Source organism: Parabacteroides faecis (assembly GCF_014647375.1).
Classification (GTDB): Bacteria; Bacteroidota; Bacteroidia; order Bacteroidales; family Tannerellaceae; genus Parabacteroides; species Parabacteroides faecis.
The window spans coordinates 261,625-287,240 of sequence record NZ_BMPB01000001.1 but is presented as its reverse complement, the minus strand read 5'-3'; the positions used below and the strand labels follow the sequence as shown (position 1 = coordinate 287,240).

The 25,616-nt window shown below is 41.5% G+C and carries 13 protein-coding genes; 8 read left to right on the top strand and 5 right to left on the bottom strand.

What is annotated here, in order from left to right:
* Positions 1-5: 5 nt before the first annotated feature.
* The 8 genes from IEY67_RS00900 (at position 6) to IEY67_RS00865 (ending at position 14,767) form a co-directional block, all read left to right on the top strand.
* Positions 6-932 (top strand): HEPN domain-containing protein, encoded by a 927-nt coding sequence (locus tag IEY67_RS00900; protein ID WP_183670413.1) that lies wholly within the window; start codon positions 6-8, stop codon positions 930-932.
* Positions 904-1,530 (top strand): RNA polymerase sigma-70 factor, encoded by a 627-nt coding sequence (locus IEY67_RS00895; RefSeq protein WP_308425739.1) that lies wholly within the window; start codon positions 904-906, stop codon positions 1,528-1,530. Before IEY67_RS00900 ends, IEY67_RS00895 begins: the two co-directional genes overlap by 29 nt.
* Before the next feature lie 113 nt (positions 1,531-1,643).
* Positions 1,644-2,579: a FecR family protein gene (locus IEY67_RS00890; protein WP_183670415.1), complete on the top strand. Its 936-nt coding sequence runs from the start codon at positions 1,644-1,646 to the stop codon at positions 2,577-2,579.
* Positions 2,580-2,778: 199 nt separating this feature from the next.
* Positions 2,779-6,147 carry a TonB-dependent receptor gene (locus tag IEY67_RS00885; protein WP_183670418.1) on the top strand — a complete coding sequence of 1,123 codons (3,369 nt, stop codon included), beginning with the start codon at positions 2,779-2,781 and terminating at the stop codon, positions 6,145-6,147.
* A 51-nt stretch (positions 6,148-6,198) separates the two neighbouring features.
* Positions 6,199-7,872 (top strand): RagB/SusD family nutrient uptake outer membrane protein, encoded by a 1,674-nt coding sequence (locus tag IEY67_RS00880; RefSeq protein ID WP_187576628.1) that lies wholly within the window; start codon positions 6,199-6,201, stop codon positions 7,870-7,872.
* Positions 7,873-7,901: 29 nt separating this feature from the next.
* A complete protein-coding gene (locus IEY67_RS00875) occupies positions 7,902-11,483 on the top strand; it encodes a glycoside hydrolase family 2 TIM barrel-domain containing protein (protein WP_183670420.1) in 3,582 nt (1,193 codons plus the stop codon).
* Between the two features lie 35 nt (positions 11,484-11,518).
* Complete coding sequence (locus IEY67_RS00870) at positions 11,519-13,480, top strand: glycoside hydrolase family 97 protein (RefSeq protein ID WP_183670422.1); 1,962 nt, start codon at positions 11,519-11,521, stop codon at positions 13,478-13,480.
* Between the two features lie 192 nt (positions 13,481-13,672).
* Entirely contained in the window at positions 13,673-14,767 is a 1,095-nt protein-coding gene (locus IEY67_RS00865; RefSeq protein ID WP_122353192.1) for a tyrosine-protein phosphatase, read from the top strand.
* Here the strand turns inward: IEY67_RS00865 and IEY67_RS00860 are convergent, their stop codons facing one another.
* The 5 genes from IEY67_RS00860 to IEY67_RS00840 form a co-directional block, all read right to left on the bottom strand.
* A complete protein-coding gene (locus tag IEY67_RS00860) occupies positions 14,768-17,353 on the bottom strand; it encodes a hypothetical protein (protein WP_183670424.1) in 2,586 nt (861 codons plus the stop codon).
* 141 nt (positions 17,354-17,494) lie between these two features.
* A complete protein-coding gene (locus IEY67_RS00855) occupies positions 17,495-18,379 on the bottom strand; it encodes a BT_3987 domain-containing protein (protein WP_183670426.1) in 885 nt (294 codons plus the stop codon).
* 39 nt (positions 18,380-18,418) lie between these two features.
* Entirely contained in the window at positions 18,419-20,440 is a 2,022-nt protein-coding gene (locus IEY67_RS00850) for a RagB/SusD family nutrient uptake outer membrane protein (protein WP_183670428.1), read from the bottom strand.
* Positions 20,441-20,451: 11 nt separating this feature from the next.
* A complete protein-coding gene (locus IEY67_RS00845; protein WP_122375640.1) occupies positions 20,452-23,535 on the bottom strand; it encodes a SusC/RagA family TonB-linked outer membrane protein in 3,084 nt (1,027 codons plus the stop codon).
* Positions 23,536-23,557: 22 nt separating this feature from the next.
* On the bottom strand, positions 23,558-24,931 hold the full coding sequence (locus tag IEY67_RS00840) for an IPT/TIG domain-containing protein (protein WP_183670430.1): 1,374 nt from the start codon (positions 24,929-24,931) through the stop codon (positions 23,558-23,560).
* Positions 24,932-25,616 lie beyond the last annotated feature (685 nt).

The window sequence follows — 25,616 nt, the reverse complement described above, 5'->3', positions numbered from 1 at the left end:
GCATAATGAAAGACTCGATAGCTTATCTGCCGAAAGACAAACAGGACGATTTGGTATTTCTGGTTAAAGAGATACTGAAAAGATTACCTCAGACGGAATATATTATTCTGTATGGTAGTTATGCTAGAGGCAATTATGTGCGTCGTAGCGTACGAATTGAAGACGGTGGTATTCCTACAGTCAAGATATCAGATTACGATATCTATGTGGTAACAAGCGGCTTTAACAGTAAAAAGGCAGAAACGGTACTGGATAATGTAGAAGATATCTTCTTCTCCGGAAAAGATTTCGATCGCGATACGCCTGTTCAGTTTATCACCGATGATATTAAGGCGTTAAATAAGTATCTCGAAGAGGGTCGGTATTTCTATACCCAGATTAAACAGGAAGGTATTGTTTTGTATAACAGTGGTAAATACAAATTATCACGTAGAAGAAAACTGAACTTTGCGGAAATAAAGGAACAGGCACAGGAGTATTTTGATGAGAAGTCAAAAAGAGCAAATAATTTTTTGAAGTATGCAATAATAGCCGATAAAGAAACTGATTATAAAGAAGCATCTTTTTTTCTTCATCAAGCCTGTGAGAATTACTATTATGCCATTCGTTTAACTTTTACTTTACGAAATAACAAACAACACAACCTCTCTAAGTTATCTTCTTCTGTAAGGCGCTATGCCGATGACCTGGGGACTGTGTTTCCACAAAATACACCTGAAGAAAAACGACTTTTTGTACTTTTAAAGGCAGCCTATGTAGAAGCGAGGTATAACCCGTATTTTGTAGTAACGAAAGAGGATATCGATACCCTTATCCCGAAAGTCGAATTACTCAGGGATATTACGAAACGGATTTGCGAGGCGAAGATAAAGGAGTATGAAAATAAATCCGTAACTTTGTTCAATCGCAAGAAATTCAATTCGCAAATCTAAAATTATTACCACGGAAAGGAATCTTATAACACCTATTGAAGTAAATACGGATTGGAATTTTGGTTCGTTTTACAATATGTATTACAGGCGTTTTGTCCGGTATGCCTATTACTATGTCAATGATCAGCCTACCGCAGAAGATCTTACACATGATGCCCTTCTTTATTATTGGGAGAATAAAGATAAACTATCGGCAGAAACAGATGTGCTAGGTTATATTATGATAACTGTCCGGAATAAATGTCTGAACTATCTGAAACATCTTCAGGTAGAAGAAAGCCATAAACAAAAAATTGTAGAACTTCATGAGTGGGAGATCAATGCCCGTATTATGACGTTGGAAGATACAGGTTATGCCGATATATTTACAAAAGATATAATGGAACTCCTGACTGCCTCTCTGGCAAAACTGCCGAAGCAAACCCGCGATATCTTTATTCAAAATCGTTTGCAAAACAAACCGAGAAAAGAAATAGCTGCAGAAATGAATGTTTCATTGCAAAAAATCGACTATCATTTGAATAAGGCTAATGCGCAGATATATAAAGATTTAAAGGACTATATACCTCTTGTCCTTATTTTTTTTCAAAATATTTAGTGATTTCGTTTGGGATTTTTCCACCCTTAGTTGCTCTTATTATAGAACCTGATTCTTAAAAGAGATTGGTTTTCTTTGAGAGCAGGACACACCAGTATTAATATATAACAGGCATGAATATAGACCGCAACATGTTGACCCGTTATTTCCAGGGAGAATGCTCCGAATGGGAAAAAGAAGCTATTCGTGTATGGCTGGAAAGTGACGAGTCGCACAAACAACAATTTATCCGGGAGCGTATCCGTTTTGACGCCTCTGTGGTTATTGATGAAGATAAGCTATCGCCTGCCACTTCCAGTAGAAGGAAAATATTCCTATGGAACACATTAAAAATTGCATCAGCGATTTTTATTCTTATTGCAAGTAGTTATTGTTTCTCTCTTTATAAGTTTGGCAAGTCGGAGAGCTCGCTTCAAAGCATCTATGTCCCTTCCGGCAGCAGAACCTCTGTCACATTACCTGACGGAACACTTGTCTGGCTGAATTCCAACACCTCTTTCAAATATCCCACAACTTTTGCCAGCGAAGACAGAATCGTTGAACTGGACGGTGAAGCATATTTCGAGGTAACGAAAAACGAAAAGAAATCATTTATCGTTAAAACCAACAAATATAATGTAGAGGTGTTGGGCACTACCTTCAATGTGGAGGCTTATGCAAAGGAATCGACTTTCAAAACCGGACTGTTTACCGGAAAGGTCAAGCTCTATAAAGAACAGAAAGAGAATGAATCCCTTTATCTGAATCCGGGAGAGGCTGCCGAATTAATTGGAGATGTCCTGCATGTATCTTCTGCCAATCAGAATAGTTTCCGGTGGAAAGACGGATTGATCATCCTGGAAGATAAATCTTTTACAGAGATAATGCGCTTATTCGAGAAGTATTATGACCTTCAGATTATAATCAAAAATGACAAAACCAAGAAATTAGGATATAAAGGAAAACTTCGGATTTCCGATGGCATAGATCATGCGTTGCGTGTGTTACAAAAAGACTTCCGTTTCACTTTCAAGCGGGAAGAAGATACGAATATAATTTATATTTATTAATCATCTAAAAAGAATAGCCTATGTAGTAGTAGAAACAGATAAAAAAAGAATCGGCAAATGCGCCAACACTTACCGATTCTAACAAGTACATAAATTAACATACTTATTAATTATAATCATTTACAAAGATATGAAAAAACTTTTTTCATCTTGGATATTATTGTCAAAAAAACACTGGAATTATCACATATTCAGAGTCATGAGATTAACAACTTATTTACTGTTATTATTTACCTGTTTTGCTTTTGCTGAGAATACACATTCTCAGAATGCCCGGGTAAATCTGAATAAACGGCAAGCCGTACTGAATGAAGTATTGGAAGATATTGAACGGCAGACCGACTATCTTTTTATCTCCAACAGAGAAATCGATTTGGAACAAAAAGTGTCTGTCACAGCCAAAAATATGCCGGTTCGTGAAGTTCTGGACCGACTTCTGGAAAAGACTGATTTGTCTTATGCCGTGGAAGGAGTGAATATTATTCTTTCAAAAAAACATTTTTCAGAAGCGGCCGGACAGCAACAACAAAAAAAGACTATCACCGGGACGATTCTGGACGAAAAGGGCGAGTCTGTTATTGGAGCTAATATAACAATAAAAGGAAGTTCTAATGGAACAATCACTGATATCAATGGTTCTTTCAGCTTAAATGCCGCGGCTGGTGATATTTTGCAAATCTCTTATATCGGTTATATTTCTCAGGAGATTGCGGTTGGTTCTAAAACAAGTTTCCAAATTACGCTAAAAGAGGATTTGAAAACGCTCGATGAAGTTGTCATTGTCGGTTATGGTACCACCAAGAAAGCATCTCTTACCGCATCCGTTGCTTCTATGAAAGGAGAAGAAACGGCACTTAAGCCGGTGACCAATATCAGCCAGAACCTGGTGGGGCGTATGCCCGGACTCGTGGCCCGGCAAGGCAGTGGAGAACTGGGTTACGACAATCCGGATATTTTTATTCGTGGTAAAGGAACGACCGGATCGAAAAATAGCGCGCTTGTTGTGATTGACGGGATACCTCGCGACAATTTCGGCCAGCTTGATCCGACTACCATAGAATCGGTAACTATCCTGAAAGATGCGGCAGCCGTAGCCCCTTACGGAATAGGTGGTGCCAATGGCGTTATTCTGATCACTACAAAGAAAGGGAAAACCGGGAAACCTACTTTTTCGTATAACGGATATGTCGGTTTCCAAAACCCAACCCGTATCCCGGAGATGGTAAACTCGTATGAGTATGCTACTTTACTTAATGAAGGTGCCAGAAACAGCGGACTGACAAACATGCCTTATTCGGATGATCAAATAGCTATGTATAAGAAAACCGTTGACGGAGCAGCCGATGCCGACCCCGACCGCTATCCTAACAGCCGTGGGATCAGGGATATTATACAGCGTAATACGATAATGACTTCTCACAATATTGAGATCTCAGGAGGTTCGGAGTTTGTCAACTATTATATATCATTGGCTTATACTTCACAAGAGGGGATGTATAAAGGTACTGATATGAAGCGTTATAACGTTTCGTCCCGTATGGATGTAAAAGCTACGAAGACCACGAATGTGTCACTCTCTCTGAGTGGATATGTGGCCAACCATCACTTTCCGGGTGAATCAGCCGGAAGTATTGCCTATGCGGCGGTCAGGCAGCCTGCAACCGAAGCGATATGGTATTCCAACGGACTGTGGGGTAATTATCTGGGGCGTTCTCCGGTTGCCTTAGGTAGTACTCTCAGCGGATATACCAAAGAAGAACGTACACAACTTTATACTACGCTTTCGGTAGAACAGCAGTTGCCGTTTTTAGAAGGATTGAGTATCAAGGGGGTAGTAAGCTACGACCCGTATAAATTGTTTAAGAAAGAATGGCGGAAACCTAGACTTTCTTATACGCCTGATTTTTCAACAACTCCTTATACCTTTAATGAAACAAGGGAGGGCGATCACAGTTTGTATGAAAAAGATGAAGATGATAAGAGATTTACATTTCAGGGATATCTTAATTATCAACACCGCTTCAATGATTTGCACGATGTTACTTTCCTGGGAGTAGTGGAAAGCCGGCAAAGGGATAAAAGATGGTTTGATGCCAAGCGGACAGGTTTTCCTATCGCGATGGACGAAATGGACTTGGGTAGTACGGCCGCCGGGAAAGTGACCAACGGTGGATCGTCATCAAAGGAAACCTCTGTCGGTTTGCTTTACAGGATAGGATATACGTATAATAGCAGATATATGATTGAAACTGCCGGGCGGTATGATGGTAATTATTATTTTGCTCCGGGTAAAAAATGGGGCTTTTTCCCTTCTGTATCTGCCGGTTGGAATATATCAGAAGAGGATTTCATGAAGAATAATATCCGTAATCTGGACATGTTGAAACTGAGGGTGTCGTACGGAGAGTCCGGGAATTTGGCCGGTGATCCTTTTCAATATATGTCCGGTTATGAAATGTCTTCTAACTCTGCTTATTTTGGTGACCCGACTACTGGTATATATGAAACGAAGCAAAGTAACCCTTTCATTACGTGGGAGAGAGCTAAAAAGTTTGATGTGGGTATCGATGGCGTTTTATGGCGAGGATTGCTTTCTTTCTCTGTCGATTATTTCTATGATAAACGAGACAATATGTTAATGTCGCCTAAAGTGACGGTGCCACTGGAGTATGGTATTGAGCTTCGGGATGTAAACGGTGGAAAGATGAGTAATCAGGGTATCGAGATAATGCTCTCCAGTACACATACATTCCCCAACAAGATGCAATTGGATCTGTCTGGTAATTTTACTTATGTACACAACAAATTGTTGGAGACTTATGAAACGTCCAGTACATATAATAATCCGAACAGAAGATTGACGGGGCGGTCTTTCGAGACGCAGTTCGGTTATAAATCATTGGGGTATTATACAGCGGATGATTTTAACGCCGATGGTAGTTTAAAACCCGGTATCGCGTCTATCAGAGATGCAAAAGTGCAACCCGGCGATATAAAATATGCCGACCTGTATGGCCCGGACGGAGTGCCGGATGGCGTGATCGACTCATATGATAATACGGTAATCGGTCGCCCTAAAAATTCGCCTCAGATTATTTATGGTTTTACACCGACACTCTCCTGGAAAGGATTTGATTTGAATATGCTATTTCAGGGTGCGGCGATGAACGACATATATCTCGAAGGTACGATGGCGCATCCTTTTGAAAGTCAGGGATCGGCCACTAAACTACAGTATGAAGATCATTGGACACCCGAAAATACAGATGCCAAGTATCCGCGTGTGTATAATGCTCCTGTGGATCATAATAAAGTTACTTCATCCCATTGGATGCGTAATGCGGCTTATCTTCGCCTGAAGAGCCTGGAATTGGGGTATACTTTGCCTGAGCAAATAACAGCAAAAGCGGGCATGTCGAGAGTTCGTTTCTATTTCGCAGGACAGAATCTGTGGACATGGACTCCGTTTATGGATGAAAAAATCGACCCTGAAGCGGGTAATACCGACGGACGCTACTATTATCAGCAGCAGGCATTCTCTTTTGGCTTAAATGTAACCTTCAAATAATTATCGATGAATATGAAATCTAAAATAACATATATAGGCCTGTTTATATGTATGGCTTTAATTAGCAGTTGTTCAGATTTTCTGGAAGTTGAAAACCGAAACTCTGTCACTGATGATGTACTCTGGTCTGAAGAACAGAATGCAGACCTGTTTCTTAATGATATGTATAATGACCTGTTGCCGGATGCCAATAAAGTTACGCAACATCTCGATCAGTTTTCGGATAACTCCGATGTTGGCACTAACTGGATGGCCGGATATGCGAATATCGGAAACGCGCAGATTACCCCGGAGAATTACCCGACAGGTTTCAGCGACGTATGGGACTGGGAAAAGGCCTATAAAAAGATTCGTAAATGCAATGTGTTTATAAAGAAAGTGACGGAATCGACTCTGTCGGATAGTTATAAACAACACCGGATATCTGAAGCACGTTTTTTGAGAGCTTTCGTTTACCATTGGTTATGGATGACATACGGAGGCGTTCCGTTGATCACGGTGCCGCTCGATAATCAGAATACCGACATACCGTTGGAAAATCCCAGGGCCACGGCACAGGAAACGTTTGATTTCATTGTTTCTGAGTTGGGAGAAGTTGCCCCCTTGTTGAATGAAACAGAAACAGGAAATAATGCAGGCCGGGCTACCAAAGGGGCTGCCCTGACCCTGAAAGGATGGTGCGAACTTTATCATGCCAGTGCCCAACGAAATCCTGCGAATGATATCGAACGGTGGAAAACTGCTGCAAAAACTTGTAAATCGGTTATGGAAATGGGTGTCTACAGCCTGGCTTCGGACTTCGATGTATTGTTTATGACCAACAATAATAGTGAATCTATTTTTGCCCGCCAGTACGGACCTGACAAAGGAAATAATAAAGAAATGCATTTCGGACCTCCTGCTATTGGCTCAAGCAGATCCGGATGGGGAAATTTCCAACCGACACAGCAGCTTGTAGATGAATTCAGTATGGAGAATGGATTGCCGATTACGGATCCGGCTTCGGGATATGATCCTAATAATCCATATGAAGGACGGGAAAAAAGATTTTATGCGACTATTCTATACAATGGCTCCAAATGGAGGAATGAGTTTGAGATCATGACACAGTTGGGTGGCAATAATTCAATAGATCTGGGTTATTCCAACGATAACACACATACCGGTTATTATGCTCGTAAAAGGTTGAACGAGAATAAAGAGTTGTCTATGTTTGGTAATGAAACATCGTACGAAAATTACATGTTTTTCCGCTATGGTGAAGTATTACTCAATTTTGCAGAAGCGGAAAACGAAGTAAATGGTCCTACAAAAGAAGTACTGGATGCGATAAATTTGGTACGTACCCGGAATGGTAATATGCCGAAGGTGGAAGATACTTTTAAATCTTTGAATAAAGAAAGTATGAGAGAAATCATCCGGCGTGAAAGACGCGTGGAGTTGTGTTTTGAAGATAAGCGTTGGTGGGATATTCGCCGGTGGGAAATAGCAGATAAGTTACCTGACGGTAGTCCGGGTGTGATGAATGTACCTTTAAAGGGTATGCTGATTGAAGAAAATAACGGAACCCTTACTTATACTATCGTAGATGTAAGAGACCGGAAATTCTTACCGAAAATGTATCTTATGCCGCTTCCGCAAGGAGCTATTGACCGCAACTCGGTGATTGCTGCACAAAACGGCGGGGTAGACAATTGGGTGAACGGACAGAATCCGGGTTATTGACCTTGAATAATAATTATTAATTCAATATCATGAAGAAGTATAATCTTATTTTTCTAATGTATGTCGTATTTATCTCTTTTTGGAGTGTGTCTGCACAAAGCCAGGAGATAAATGCAGAAGTATTATACAAAATAGTGAGTCCGTCGGGACTGGTGATAGATAATAAGCAAAGTGATCAGAATGGGGATGGCTTTGTCTTGTCGAAAAATAATGGAAATAATAAAGGGCAATTGTGGAAAATAACCCGATTGAAGAATGGGTACTACACAATTGCTAACCCCTTTGTCAGGCAAAGTATGGACAACGGGAATATCCATGCAGGAGAAGGCAGTGAATTAATGCAATGGGAATCGAGCAACTCCAATGGCAATCAGCAGTGGACAATTCATGTGACGGGAACAGGGGCCTATGCTATTACACAAAGAATAAGTAATATGTCTTTAGCTTATAACGGAGAAGATGTTGCCGGTAGTAAAATCTTCCAGTTACCCAATTCCTCACAGGTTTGGCGATTGGTGGAAACTTCGGTAAAATCTCCTAAAGAAGTGATTGTTCGTGGTAAAACCGAATGGGAGAATGAATTGATTTTCGGGGTTAATAAAGAACCCGGTCACAATACATACATTCCTTATCCTTCCATTGAAAGTCTCAAAGCTGATAAAACTTTTGAGAAACCGTGGGAAATGCCTAATTCCGATTATTACCTTTCCCTGAATGGGAACTGGAAGTTCAATTGGGTGAAACAGCCTTCCGAACGGCCTGCCAACTTTTATAAAATGAACTATGATGTATCTGCATGGAAGGAAATCCCTGTTCCTTCTAATTGGGAAATGCACGGATATGGTACTCCTATTTATACCAATATAACTTATCCTTTTAAAAATAATCCTCCTCTTATCCAACCGCAAAAAGGGTATACCAATGAAATTGAGGTAAATCCTGTCGGCTCATACCGTCGCGAATTTACCATACCTGCCGGATGGGACGGAAAAGAAATAATGCTGCATTTTAATGGTGTATACAGTGGTATATATGTCTGGATAAATGGGCAGAAGGTAGGTTATAGTGAAGGGGCCAATAACGATGCGGAGTTCAATATTACCAAATATGTAAAGACTGGAACAAATACGATTGCTGCAGAGGTCTATCGTTTTACAGATGCCAGTTATATTGAAGATCAGGATATGTTCCGTTTGAGTGGCATCCACCGTGATGTATATGTATATGCTACCCCAAAAGTACATGTACGTGATTATTTTCTGAAATCAGAGTTTAATGGGAATGATTTTAGTGATGCTACCTTTAAAGCTGAATTGTCTGTTAGAAATTATGGAAATAGTACGGCAAAGGCAGAGACAGCCGAGCTGTCGTTGCTTGACCCGTCAGGAAAAGAGGTGGTCACTTTGTCGCAATCGATCGCTTCCCTGAAAGGCAGTACAGAGCAGAAATATGACCTGCAGGCAAAAGTAAATAACCCATTGTTATGGTCTGCAGAAAATCCCCATCTCTACACGGCCATTGTTTCTTTGAAGAATAGCGAAGGAGAGGTGACTGAGGCCATGTCGTCTAAATTTGGTTTCCGCAAAATTGAAATCAAAAACAAACGAGTATATATAAATAATAAAGCCGTCTTTTTCAAAGGCGTGAACAGGCATGATATACATCCTCAATATGGTAAGGCTGTTCCTAAAGAGTCGATGATCGAGGATATTCTGTTGATGAAAAATCATAATATTAATATGGTGCGTACAAGTCATTACCCTAATGATCCTAAAATGTATGCGATGTATGATTATTATGGTTTGTATATTATGGATGAAGCCGATCTGGAAAATCATGGAAATGGTTCCATATCAGATAAACCAAGCTGGATACCTGCATTTGTAGACCGTATAGAAAGAGTTATCGAGCGGGATAAAAACCATCCGTCAGTCATTTTCTGGTCCTTGGGCAACGAAGGAAGTAACGGGGAGAATTTTGCAGCCATGAGTAAACGTGCCAGAGAAATGGACTCACGTCCGATTCATTATGAAGGTAAAAATGAAGTCGCCGATATTCGTTCACAGATGTATCCTGACATGAAAGACTTGAACCGTATCGACCAGATGGATGAAGATAAACCGTATTTCTTCTGTGAATACGCCCACTCGATGGGTAACGCTCCGGGTAATCTGGGTGAATACTGGGATTATATTGAAAAATCGCAACGCATCATTGGTGGTTGTGTATGGGATTGGGTAGACCAGGGTATCAATAAGTATGGTGATTCTGCTGATAAATATTATTATGGTGGAGATTTTGGAGACAAACCCAATGATAAAGATTTTTCATGCAACGGATTGACTACTCCCGACAGAAGAGTTACGGCTAAGTTGCTGGAAGCTAAAAAAGTTTTTCAATACATCAAAATGACTCCTTTGGCTCTGATGAGTGGTAAGATTGCAATTGAAAACAAATATGCATTCACGAATCTGGATCAGTTTGATATAACATGGGAAATTATAAAAAACGGTGTAAAATCGGAATCAGGAACCATCCCTTCGATAAATCTGGAGCCTGATGAAAAATTACCGGTTGTTATTCCATATGACAAAAATCTGGAAATAGGGAAAGAGTATTTTCTAAATGTCTATTTTTCTTTGAAGAATAAAACGAGATGGGCTGATAAAGGTCATGTGGTTGCCTCTGAACAATTCGCATTAACCAGCAGGCCGGTGGTGCCGATGGTGGATGCCAATACGCTTAATGCTTTGGATATTAGTACCCAGGGGAAAGACCTTGTAATAAAAGGCGGGGATTTTGGCATTACGTTTGATACGAACTCAGGAGTTATGAAATCATTGCGTTATGACGATCAGGAGATGATTCATCAAAACAATGGCTTTGCTCTCAATTGGTATCGTAGTATCAGTAATGATAAGTATACGGACCAGAACTATTATCCGACTACATATGGAAAACCCCTGTTTAGTTATCAGGTAGCAGACGATAAGAAGTCGATTACTATTTTGTCGTATATGGATGCAACAATAGCTTACCGTAATCCGGTAGTAATACCCCATCTTGTAAAATATGTAATCTATGGCAATGGAACCGTAGATGTGGATGCCAGCTTTACGCTGCCCCAGAATAGTGCTATTGTACACCGTTTGGGCTTACAGGTCGTTCTGCCCCAGGAATTTGAAAATATCCAATGGTATGGCCGTGGTCCTCATGAGAATTATTGGGACAGAAAGCGTTCTGCTTATTTCGGTCAGTTCGATAAAACGGTGAAAGAGATGGAGGAAGAGCATTATGTTCGTGCACAGAGTATGGGGAGCCGTGAAGATGTGCGATGGTTTATCATTTCCGATAAGAATAATCGTGGATTGAAAATAACGTCTAAAGACCAACTTAGTTTTAGTGCATTGCATTTCTCTGACAAGGATTTATGGGAGGCTGAACATGACTTCGAATTGAATAATATCCGCAAGCCGCAAGTTTATCTTAGTTTGGATTGTATCCAGCAGGGGTTGGGTAATGCCAGCTGCGGTCCCCGTCCGTTGCCTGAGTATATGATTCCTGTGAATCAACCTGTCGGTTATTCATTCAGAATAGAGCCTGTCAGATAATCGGATGTGAAAATTCATTTTTAATTAAAGATAGTATGAAAAACTGTAAAACTTTTTACATCTTATTCCTTGTATTGGTATTCTTTTCGTCAACTCAGGCTGCCGAAAAGAAGGTGGAATTAGTATCTCCCAACAAGGAGATAAAAGTAAGTCTCCGTATTACTGATAAGATTTATTACTCCATTTCATACAATGGTGACGTGATCCTGAAAGATAATTATCTCCGGTTAACGCTTAGAGATGAAATGTTGGGTGAAAATCCTAAATTGTCGGGACAAAAGTTCTCCGATGCGGATGAGATGCTGTCTCCGGTAATTCCTCTGAAATTCTCGACCGTACGTAATCATTATAATCAGTTGAGAATGGATTTTAAAGGGAATTATTCCGTAGAGTTTCGGGCTTATGATGATGGTATCGCTTACCGTTTCCTTACTAATAAGAAAGGTGACATAGAAGTGATGAACGAAGATTTGGCAATTAATTTTCCTGCTCCTTATCTTCTTCACATGCAGCAACCCGGAAGTTTTAAAACTGCTTACGAAGAGAATTATACTCATGTAAACAGTAACGAATGGACTCCTGAAGATAAGAAGGCTGTTCTTCCATTACTGATTGATACCAGGAAACAATACAAGATATTGATTTCAGAATCTGATCTTTCGGATTATCCATGTATGTTTCTTAAAAGTAATGGACAAAACGGCCTGATTTCCACTTTCCCGAACAATCCGCTGGAGTTTGGTGAAGATGGCGACCGTAGCCTCAAGTTGTTGAAGGAAGCTGATTATATTGCTAAGACTTCCGGAAAAAGAACTTATCCCTGGCGTTATTTTGTCATTACCAAAGATGACAAACAACTGATCGAAAACACGATGACCTTCAGGCTGGCAACGAAAAGTGTAATCGGGGATCCTTCCTGGATTACCCCCGGACAGGTAAGTTGGGAATGGTGGAACGATGCTTGCCCTTATGGTCCGGATGTTAATTTTGTTTCGGGATATAACCTGGAGACTTATAAGTATTATATCGATTTTGCGTCTAAATATGGTATATCTTATATTCTTATGGACGAAGGTTGGGCCCAAAGTACTCGCGATCCTTTTACTCCTAATCCCCATGTAGATGTACATGAATTGATTCGTTATGGCAAGGAAAAGAACGTCGGTATCGTTTTGTGGCTTACCTGGTTGACTGTAGAGAATCACATGGATTTATTTAAAACTTTTGCCGAATGGGGTGTAAAAGGTGTGAAGATCGACTTTATGGACCGCAGTGATCAATGGATGGTCAACTACTACGAAAGAGTGGCAGAAGAGGCTGCCAGGTATAAGCTCTTTGTAGACTTTCACGGCTCGTTCAAACCTGCCGGATTGGAATACAAATACCCCAACGTACTTTCTTATGAGGGTGTGAGGGGCATGGAGCAAATGGGCGGTTGTACTCCGGATAATAGTATTTATTATCCTTTCCTGCGTAATGCTGTGGGGCCTATGGACTATACTCCCGGAGCCATGAACAGTTTCCAACCCAATGTTTACCGTGCTGACCGCCCCAATTCCGGAAGTATCGGGACGCGTGCTTATCAATTGGCTTTGTACGTTATCTTTGAGAGTGGTTTGCAAATGTTGGCTGACAATCCTACTCTCTATTATCGTAATGCCGATTGTACGGAATTTATTACTCGGGTACCGACAACCTGGGATGAGACCATTGCTTTGGCCGCTGAAGTAGGAGAAGTGGCTGTTGTAGCTAAACGTAAAGGGGATAAATGGTTTATCGGTGGCATGACCAATAATAGCAAGGATGTGCGTGAGATAGATATCTGTCTTGATTTTCTCAACGATGGCAGAAACTATAAGATGACCTCTTTTAAAGATGGTATCAATGCAGGTCGTCAGGCCATGGATTATCGTCGGAACGAATCGTCTGTTAAGAAGAATGATATAATCAAAATTAAGATGGTCAGAAACGGAGGCTTTGCTGCTGTAATAGAGTAGGTATCCATCTCTGTCCGGAATACCCCTCGCGATTACTATCTGTCGCGAGGGGTATTTTTTTATATTCTAAAATAAATAAACGATATTCTATATTTCATTTATGAGGCTAAAAGGTTGGCTGTCTTTGAGTAATTAGTTTTAAATCTGTATCTTGCGCGCCTTTAAATTATTTATTAATGAGTAAAAAGCGTTATGAAAAAGAATTTATCTTACTATTTATTGCTGCTGTTTTGTGTCTCCGGACTGTTTGTCTCTTGCGGAGATGATGATGATGATAAAACAACAATCGGTTATTCCGGAAAAGATGTAAGCGGAGATGCCGGGATTGCCCGTGATAAGGAAACGAAAAAGGCTGTGCTGAGTGTGACTTCCGATAAAGCCTGGGAGTTATATGCCGGTACTACAGCAGAAGATATCGATATGAATACACCTTGCCTGACCGGTGACGGAAAAGGCTCTTTCGATTTGAGTGTCGATGCTACGAAGAGACAGCTTTTCCTGTTCAAGAACTCCGAAGGTCAGGCTTTGTTGGCTGAAAGACTTTTGCCGGTTAACGGGTATAATTTCAGGGATCTGGGCGGTATAAAGAATAGTGAAGGTAAATATGTACGTTGGGGAAAATTGTTCCGCACGGATGAGATGAATAAATTATCGGATGCCGACCTTGCCTATCTGGCAAGTACCGGATTGAAAACTGTTGTCGATTTTCGTACTGCCACGGAAAAAGAAGGTGGATTGGGCGGTATGCTGCCTGCTGCTCCTGATAAGCTACCGTCTACGGTAAAGAATCCTTATGATCTGGAGATCAATGCCGGTAATATATTTTCAGATGAGATTATCGGAAGTATATCAAAGGGGCTTAGTGAGGAAGAGACTGCTCAGATTATGGTGGATGCTTATATCGAAATGGTGAGTTATGATGATTATGTAGCTAAGTATAAAGAGTTTTTTAAATATGTTCAGGATGAAAGTTCTTTGCCGTTGAGTTACCATTGTTCGGCAGGCAAGGACCGTACAGGGGTTGCAACCATGCTTATTCTGTCGGCTCTCGGTGTAGATAAAGAAACGATAATGAAGGATTATATGCTTAGTAAGAATTATATCGCAGGTAAGTACGATACCTATTTGAAATTTTATCCTCAAATTGCTCCGTTAGTTACTGTCGATGAGAAATATCTGAATGCCGCTTATAATAAGATAGACGAAAAGTACGGCTCCATGGCTAAGTTCCTGACGGAGACGTTAGGCGTGGATATTCAGAAAATGAAACAGTTATACTTATATTGATCATTTATAAATACCGATTATTCCGTCTGCGGTAATCGTTTCAGCACTGATGCTGAACTTTTTGCAGCTACTGTTATTATAGAACCTGATATCAGCTTTACCCTTTTCATCGGGTGTCACTGAAGGATTCCAGTAGAGTGTGCGGCGGTAATCGGGTTCCGGCGGAAGGATGGAATAATCCGGATTGTAAAATTCTTTAACCTGGCTGTAGCCTTCCAGCCAGGTTTTTCGTACCCCTTTACCGGCATCCGTCGGTATCTTATCTTCCGGAAATGTCTCGATAAAAACGACACAACTGTAAAAATCGTCTACCTCCAAAGGTGACATTCTGGGATCTGCATATTTACACATGATAGAAAGTTCCTCATTGATATAAATGGATTTGATGGCTTCGAGGCGTATCAGTTTGTATTTGTTGTAGTCCATTTCAGTAGCCATGGTTGGTTCGTAGTTGATGACGAAGAGAGGCATTTTCCCTTTGTATTGCAGATATTCGTCTTGTCTGGAGAAGGTTTTTCTGAAATTGTTATTCATATTTATCATCAGTTCATGTATATCTTTTCCGATATATTTCCCCTGGTCTGTTATATCGTCCCATTCGGACTGAACATCATAAAAGGCAATCGATTTGGAACGGTTATTGAAAATATCCTTTTCCCGTGATCTCTTTTTGGCGGTTACAGTCACTTCGTCCAGACGGAGAACTTTCTCCTTATTCCCCGCTTTGGCCAAAGAGTCTTCATAGGCTGTCAGGAAAGCATTGATATCTTCCTCCGGTTCTTGTATTTCTGGAACTTCTTCTGCATCTGTTTCTTCTGCTTTCTCTGTTTCCTGATCAGCAACAGTGACCTGCATTTCCGGATAACGGTATCTTTTCGGCTCCGGGGTGAAAAGGCGGTCGAGTATGATCCGGTGGTCTTTTTTCTTTCCTTTCTCGCTCACGGCCAGTATCATATTCCATTTCCCGGTTATATCGGCCCGGAAAGCGAAATGTCCCAGGCTATCGGTTGTAAATATATCGAATGCGCTGGCAGCCTCTTCTTCCTCGCCTCTTTTGAGAAGGAAGGAGGATATCGTAACATTGGGTTTAGGTTTTTTCCGGACGAAGGAAACAACCTGGCCGTGCATCTCGATACCCTGTTCCGGTGTGTATTTCAATTCGAATGGTTCTGTTCCTGCCATCTGCTTCCAGGAATAGCGGTGCCAGCCTTGTACCATCATCAGCAGGTCGAGAGAGGAGCGGTGGACGGAATCGTTTGCTTCAAAATAGTAAGACGGGTTATGAACGTATCCTTTTATATCGGATGCAAGTAACATGTCTGTCAGGATATTGCAATCCGATTTGACTTCGTTCATGCCGTCCCTTACCGATAAGGAGAAAGATGTCTGTACCGGGTTCTCATTTTGATCGGTTACCGTGAACTCCATATCGACGGCTTCATACGGTTCGTATGTCTCTTTTCCGGCTTTGGACCTGATCGTCAGCTGTTCTTCTTTATGAATGAATATCAAACGGTCACAAAGTATATCTCCGTTACTGTTGAATAAGACAATTTGCGAAACGCCTGAAGGTAATATCGTTTTGTCCACTTTGAAACGGACCGGTTCATTGTGCAGCACGTTGGCAAGGCAATAATTATATAGTTTTCCTCTGCAGATAATGACCATTCCCAGCATCTCTGCCGGTGTCTGTTCATTTTTCTGTAAAGATATTTCAAGGCTGTCGGAAGATGAAAGGTTATCTGCCTGCAAGGTAAATCCTTGTGGCAACGGCTGAGGCATGTCGAACTGGTATTTCTTACCGTTGTAGTCGACCACCGCTTTTCGTTTACCCGCGTTCGGGGTGTAATTGAAGAAACCTCTTCCGTCGTGTGTTACGGCAAAATCTGCTATTTCTTCTTTGTCTTGGTTTATGATCTTTCCGGTTGCTTCCAACGGGTTTCCGAAAGCGTCTGTTATTTCGAATGCAACCCGTGAAGGTATATTTTCGATCAGGTTTCCTCCTTCCGGATAGAATTTCAGATTGACCTTTTTCCCTTTTTGAGGCTTTTCCCGTTTCTTCGGATATTTGCCGTATCCGTATTTCAGCATATCTTTTTCCTCATAGTTCCCTTCTGTTTTCGGCTTGTTGAATACCGGCAGCAGGCGGGAGAAGATAGCATCTTCGCCAAAGTTCAACATATATTTTGTGTAGGCACGGACTTCATAGAAACCGGAATAAAAAGGAAGTTGCCCTAATGTGAAATCTCCGTGGCACTGTCCGTTCTCGACCTTCAGCACCCGTTTATCTATGATTTCACCGCCGGGATTCAATAGTTCTACATATAGTGTTTTGCTTAATCCGGTCGCTTCGTGTAGTTCGGAAGTTACCACATAACAGTTGAACCAGATATTATCACCCTGGTAATAACTGGTATTGTCAAAATGGAGATACACTTTTTCCCGTGGTATATATTGCGAAAACTGATCCGTAGCACGGATATAGTGGGTGAGTTTGTTGATCACACTGTCTGTTTCCTGCCCTGGAGCCTGCAGGCAAAACAGTAAAAGGGAAATATAACCGATAACTTTTCGGAGTGTTTTCATGGGAACTTCATATCTTCCTTACATGGAAGAATTTACGAAGTTATAGAGAATTTAGGAAGTGGCAAAGTAAATAAGATATTTTTAGATGAAGGTGTTGTAAAAAGCGAAATGCTATTTTTGCAACACCTTCATTCTATATCTTTATTGCTCTTCGGTATCTGTTACCGGAGCATTTATATTGATTATTTTCTCTTCAATATCGAATGTTTCCCCTTCTTCATTCGTATAAGTATATCTCAGATAGAAGCTTTGTTTTTTCCTGTCGTAATAACTTTTCCCGGAATCTGTTATTTTTGCATCCAGCCAGGGTTTTATAGTAACGGAGGTGCTATCTGTACCGATGTTAAGAAGCATGAAGTTTGTTTTTATATATTTTGCTTCTCCGGATAATGTGTGAATCGGCATACGGATAGAATTGGAAGAGATGGCTTTCAGAACAGGCTGTACCGAGCGAATCGTTTTAGGTAGTTCTATTGAACTGCCTGCAAAATCACCAGAAAATCCATTGATCATTTTTACTTCATAAACCATCGTGCTTAGTTCCTCATTTACATCATAACCCGCACTGTTTGAGACGATCGTGATAGGAAGTGCATACGAAACATCAGGATCCAGGTTTTGTGGATCGAACGGTATATCCAATACGCCATATTGTTCGTTTGCCCGAATGGTCACTGATAGGTCTGTCGATGTATAGTTTTCTTTGGGTAACAATTGCTTGTCGGTATATAAGGGATTCCCTAATGCACTTTTTTTGTTGAGTGAGTCGAGTGCTTTGGGATTGATCTCCAACTGAACTGTCAGGTCGGACTTGATAGGTTCGGAGGAAGCACAATAGACTGAAAATTGCATGGAATTATTTTCGCTACCATATGCATGTTCGCCGACATAGAGCATATCGCGGCTATTTACAATATAAAGTGTTTTCTTGTATTGTTCACCGAAATCAGCAGGTTCACTCGTACAACTCCAGAAGAAACAGGCTGACGAGAAAAGTAATATATGCTTTAATATATTTGATCTCATAATAAATGGTATTAATATGTATATGTGTAAAACATGTTGTTAGAATCCGGGCATTTGGTCCAGATTCGGATTTTTGTCTACCTCACTTTTAGGGATCGGGAAGAAAGTCTGCCTGCGGGTAAAGACCTTATAGATCCAGTCTCTTTCTTTCACCTGGATGATGTTATAGAATTTATCTTTTTCAGCTTCTGTCGCACTGACATCGCATCCCATAACCGGTGCATTTTCATAGATGATCGCTTTTTTCGTACGTCTGAGATCGTGATAACGTCGTCCTTCCCAGGCAAACTCTATCTGGCGTTCACGGGCAATCAGTTCTCTCATTTTATCAGCATTGGCAACATCGGCATCTGTGATACCCGGTAGACCGGCACGATACCGGATCAGGTTGAAGCAGCGTTTCATTTCACTCGTATTGCGTGTCACGGTAATGTCGTTGATCGTGTACGACTGGTCCAGTTCATTCATTGCTTCCACATAATTCAAATAGACTTCTGCCATGCGGTAAGCCGGGCAATATTTTGTTTTTTGTCTTCCTCCGCTGATCCATGAATCTTCATAATGAAGGAATTTCCGGCAAAGATAACCTGTCATCGGATATTCCTCGGCTTCACCCTGCGGACGGTTCAGGGCATAATCCCTGCCGCTTTTTGAATCGCTGAAATATTTAGCAACTTTACCATCTTGCTGGTCGATTTTATCAGGTGGGGTAGAAGTGGAAGGAAAATAGGAATTGTTAAAGGCGATTGTGGCATAAAAGCGCATCTCACGATTTGCATACCATTTGTGAGTTCCGCTCAGCAGGGTAAAACCATTGCTGCTTTTTTCTCCTGAAAACACCAGGTCCGTATTTGTATAACCTTCCTCATAGGGGTAAGATTCACTTGCATTGTTGATAGTACGGCCGTCGATCATGTAGTAGGCGTCGACCAATACCTGCGGAACGAAGAATACATTCCAGGCATTCAGCACACCAGGAGCACTGTATTTGTTCATTCCGTTGATCCCCGTATTTTGGCGGGAAAACAGAATCTCCCGGTTGGATGAAGCCAATACACATTCGCCGTTGAACATATCTATATAGGAATGATAAGGATCGATACCCCCTACGCCGTCCGGAAAATCAGCTTGTTCGGCAGCCGGAACCGGGAAATGAGGTGTGTTTTCCATTCGGGGGACAGTATACAGATCATTGGGCTTGATGTCGACGAGCCGTTTGGCATTGGCGGCTGCGACGGCCCATTTCCTTATGTCTTTGACCGGATTAAGATACGGTACGCCTGCATTGTTCGTAAAATCGCTGAACTCACTATTTTCACCGTTATAAAGCGGACTTGCTGTATAAAGAGTGAGGCGTGACAGTACTGCCAGTGCAGAATTTTTTACTGCCTGTCCTATTTCTGAATTGTCTCTGACCTGTGTGGGTAGTAATTTGATTGCTTCTTCCAGTAGGGCAGATACATAATCGCTACATTCGTCCCAGGTATTGCGCTCTACCATCATCTGGTCGATAGGGGTGTCGAAATCTACCGGCGTATCAGGTACAATCGGGACCGGGCCGTAAGCCAGCATCAGTTCAAAATAGATCATCGCTTTTATAAATGTGGCCTGACCGATCCATTCCGACCGTTGCAGGGCACTTACTTCCTGGCACTCGTTCACTCTTTGAATAAATGTATTGGCTTTGCGGATCCCTTCGTAGAAATAATTCCAGTAATCGAAATGATCCAGATCTTCCGCTTTCATTTCATTATTGCAGAAGTAATTGTAATTATGTCTGTTCCGTTTGTATCCGGCTACACCCTCATCGCTTATTAATACCCAGGGTTGCGCATTGTCTGTCCAGGCACTCGGCGAACCGTAGTCTATCAGATAACTATATACATTGTTCAGATATTTCTGTGTATATTCCTTTTTGGCAAAGACTGTATCGAGAGTGAAAAGGTCGGCCACATACGGGTCTATGTCCAAAAAACTGCACGATTGGAATGTGATGCCTGCACTACTGAGGATAACAAATAAGAAAGCAAATATTCTTGTTTTTATTTTTTTGCTAGTCATGATCCGATATATTAAAATGAAACTTGTAAAACCATAGAATAGGAACGGGTGATGGGATAAACAGCTCCATTGTCGCTTGCTTGTTCGGGATCCCATAATTTCACTTTATCCCAGACACATAAGTTGTCGCCGAGGAAAGAGATACGCAGGTTTGTCATGTTTATTTTCGACAAAATCTTTTTAGGGACCGTGTATCCTATTTCAAGCGTTTTCAAGCGAAGATACCCTGCATCGGCGAGCCAGAAAGAAGAGGGACGGTTGTTATTTATATTTTCTCCGTATGTAAGACGAGGGAAACGGGCATTCGGATTTTCTGTCGACGGATCTCCTGAATATGAAGCCGGTGTCCAGCGGTTACTCTGATCGTTTACAATAGAAAGAACGTTACCGGTCACACCTCCGGCGAACGGATAATATCCGTTACCCCCCATAAAGTAATCCACCTGTGCGGCTCCTCTGAAAAAGACGCTGATATCGAAACCTTTCCAATTGGCACTGGTTGCAAACCCGTATTGGATTTTCGGGACGTTGGAATTACCGATAGGTGCGATATCATAATCGTCTATACGGCCATCGCCGTTGATATCCTGATATTTGATGTCTCCCGGAAGGACTTTCCCGAATTGTGTAGGACTGTTCTTCACATCATCTTCATCTTTAAAGAGTCCTAAGGCGATCAATCCCCGGGTCACACCATAGCTGGTTCCCTTTTTGGCCAGATAAGGATAGCGGGGAGGAACCTCATCATAATCTATGATTTTATCTCTAGTCAGTGTGAAGTTACCGCGTAATTCAACCGCTACATTGCCGAAACGATGGGTATAAGAGGCAGTTCCGTCAGCTCCCCAGCTTTTCATTTTACCTACATTTCCCCAGGGTTTGGTGCCGACACCGATAGTGCCTGGTAGAGTTGCACGTTCCATAAAAATATTATTACGTTTGTCGATGAAAGCATCTACTGTGATGTCGAGTGCTTCCCAAAGTGTCAGGTCGATACCGAAGTTCTGCTTGATTGCTTTTTCCCAGACCAGGCCGGTCGATCCTAATACGGCGTCGGTTACTCCACCTCCAGAGTTCTGATGCTGGTCGCCGAACACATATCCCGGTGCACTCATATTTACGGTTGTGAGGTAGGGGAAGCGGACATCGTTGCTGATCTGGTCGTTTCCTACTAATCCGTACGAATAACGGAGTTTCAGAGTGCTGATGAACGGAGCTTTTTCTTTTATCAGCGGATAGTTGGAAAGCACATAACCCAAGGCTCCCGAAGGGAAAAATCCAAAACGTTCCCCTTTAGGGAAGTTCTCAGACCCGTTGTATCCGAAATTACCTTCTATGAAGTAGATATCATTATAAGAATAGGTAAGACGTCCGGCAATACCCTGGTTACGATGAGGGATAGAGGCCAGTTCGCCATCCGCATCTGTTCGTTGATAGTCTTTCTGGTTGTATAAGAACAGACCTCCTATACGGTGCTTTTCGGCGAACAATCGGTTGTATTCGACTTTCCCTTCTATATAAATAGTACGGATCCCATATGAAGTACTTTTGAAAGTCATCGGTTGGGCAACCACTGTTTTGAGTGTCATCAGTTCGCCGGTGTTCCAGTTGCGATCAGTAGCTTTATACAGGTCCGGCATTTTAGTCCGGCTGGTAAGGTGATTGTTGTAATTGTCGAATGACAGAGAACCGGTTACTTTTAATCCTTTTGTGATGAAATCGAGTGATTGTTCTATTTTCAGTAATGATTCGATGGAGTTGTCGCGGTCGGTCAGAAATCCGGTTTCATTCAGTAATACAGATGGAGAGGTTTGTTCCCCTTTTCCGTAAGCTGGAAGTTGCCCGTTTGAATAGACAACCGGGACTGTCAAGGGAGTTAAGGATGCCTGTGCGCCCCATATCTCTTTGGTTGTACCCATACCCGGCCGGTTCATGTCGACCAGTTTGGCGGACAAAAGCAAGCTCACCAGTGTACTTTTGGTCAGATCGACGTCGATATTACTTCTGAAGGTATATTGGTTACGTCTGACATTCGAGTGGTAACGGTCCATACCGGTTTGATTGTAAATGGCATCGTTGGTCCGGTAGAATGCACTCATATAGTAACGAGCCAGTTTACTACCACCGGAGATATTGATATTTCCTTGTACACCCAATGTCCGTTTTTTCAATATCTCGTCCTGCCAGCTGACATCCGGATACAAATCAGGATCCATATGATATTTTATGATATCGAATATTTCGGGTGAATAGACCGATCTGTCGCCTCTCACCACTTTTGCTTCGTTGGCTAGTTTGGCATAATCATAAGCCCGTAGATAGTTCGGAAGCCTGGGAAGTGTTTCGATCATTGTTTTTACGCTGGCATTGATCGATACTTTCCCTTCTGCGCCACGCTTGGTGTTGATCAATACGACTCCGTTGGCTCCTTTGGCCCCATATACTGCCGTAGCCGTAGCATCTTTCAGGACAGAAAAACTTTCGATATCTTCGGGTGCGAGTTCGTTCAGGCTGGAACTTCCCCGGTCTATTCCGTCTATCAATATTAATGCGCTGCTGTTAGCACCGAAGGTACTGATACCGCGAATCCAGAATTCAGAGACGTCATTGCCCGGTTCGCCGCTTTGCTGGATACCGATCAGTCCGGCCACACGTCCGGCAAGGGCGTTACTGACGGAGGTAACACCACCGACATTCAGTGAAGTAGGTTTAACACTTGTGATGGCCCCGACCACACTCACTTTTCGTTGTGTACTATATCCGACAATACTCACTTCTTCCAGTTGTTGGGCATCGGTATCCAGTACAACGTTGATTGTTTGAGACTTGGCTGTTCCGATTTTGATTTCCTGCGATTTGAATCCGATGTAGGAGAAAACCAGTGTCGTACCGGGTTTAACCTCAATCGTGTATTTCCCGTCCAGATTCGTGACAGTTCCCTGCGTCGGATTATCGCGTGGGTAGATGTTCACACCGATCTGTGTCTCATTATTAGCATCTGTGACTACTCCTTCAACTTTAATCGTTGTCTGTGCCAGGGCAAAAGCCGGTAGTATCGTCATAAATATGACGAACAATGCGATATATTTTTTCATTCTTATGTATTTTAATCTATGGTTATTGAATAGCAATACAACGGATCAAATAATTGTAGGTGTCGGCTACATAAAGGATGCCGTCGGGGGTAGCTGCTACATCATAAGGGGTATTAAAGAGTGCTTCCTGCGGTTTCCCGTCCTTATATCCGGCTTCTCCCGGGACTCCGGCGAAGATGGTAGCATTGAATTCTTCGTCTACTTTCCAAATAACATGATTGGTATAGTCAGCCAGATAGACGTTTCCTTCCTGATCGGTGGCCATTCCTTCTATTTTACCTAATTGTGCAGCCTTCCCGTTACCTTCTATAGCATCACCTCTTCCTGTCCCAACAATATGTTTTACTTCATTTTGTGTTATCCACGGGGTGGTATGTCCGGCCGGAGTATGATAAGGGTCCAGGCGGTAGAGACGTCCCCAAGCTTCGGAAGTGATATATAGGTATCCGTTCACTTTGTTATAGGCAATGTGTGCCCATGAATCCATGTTCAGATTTTCTCCGATCAGTTCTACCTTTTTGGTCGCTATGTTCACGCGGATCAGTCGTTTACCCGATGAAGATAACAGGAAGACATAATCGTTGTCAGCAGCTAGTCCGAAATAATCCATAGCACCGGCGATATAGTCTCCTTTCTCATTTTTTTGATCATAGTAAGCCTCGGCTTCCTGCCAGTTACTCGATTTATACAAACCGTAGAAAAGAAGCGGGCGCATGGCTGTACGTCTTTCCAATACATAATAGTTTGTAAAATCCAGATTAAACGAACATTGCCAGGGTTCGTGCATTCCTGAAAGAACAGTGCTGAGTTTGTTGTCCTGTATAGATAGCATCCGGACCATTTTGCCCCCGTCGTCGGCAACCAGTACTGTCCCTTCATTGTCGACGGCTAGCATGACAGGGCGTCCGAATGATCCTTCCAAAGCCGGACCGTCTGCTGCCGTTTTCACGTCTAATTGTCCGGCTACGGTAGTGACGGTGGATTTAATATTGTATTTGAATTTTTTGTCTTTAAGTGTCTCCTCCCTGTATTTGGGTGATCCGTCTCCATTTTTCCCTTCTTCTACTGCAACTTTGATAGTAGAGTATTCTCCAGGTTGTTTGGGCACCATTGCATAGATGGCGTTACTTTGTAGTTTTAAGATCAGGGCTTCTTTCTGGTTGAAAAACAGCTTCACTTTAGATATGTCGTCTCCAAAGTTAGAACCGCTAACCACTACACGGGTTCCGATCCCTCCTTTTTCCGGTCCGATATTCGTTACAACCAATGGCTTATCAGGTGAATAAGGTTCATTTCCGGAGGAGTTATTCTCGTTATTACAGGCAATAAATCCTCCCATAAAAAGAAATATGGTGAATAGATAGAATAAGGTTACATTTATTTTCGAGGTTTTCATTTTCTCTTGTCCTTTTCATAAATATAAATACTAGGTGCAAAAAATATCATTTGTACAATCAGTGATTACTTATTTGCAACTAAATAATAATGATTGTATGTAAGCAGGCTTTTGCCTGGTATAGCAAAAGATGATTATATTAGATCTAATTTAACAAATTAAGATTACACATTCTTTTAGAGCATGTAATTGAATAATACGACTACGGAACTTTCAGGTCATGTTATAATTTTATTTGTGAAAGACTGTAGTCTTTCTGGTTTGTAATTAGATTTTGTTAACTCTATTGCTATAGTCTTCATAGAACTATGGCATTAGGCTAAAATTGGGTGTTGCAAACTGTTATTTATTTGATCTTTTTACGGCAAATCGAAATATTATCCATTAGTTTAGTGATATTGTCCATTTTTATAGTCTTTAAAAGCTTATTATTTTGTATTATTAATAAAATAATATAAGAAAAAGCGCCATAGTTCTATGAAAACTATGGCGTTTTTATCTGAGGAAGTTAGGCTGAATCAAATTAGTTTATTTCAGTTTTTACTAAATTTGAATCTGATATGGGGGACGTATTACCTCTTGATAATTTATCTTATTATTATAGAGGCATTATTATTCAATTATAAGTTGAGGTGTGTATAATGTATTGCTTGTATTGTTACTTTTAGTTTCATACCGAATGAGA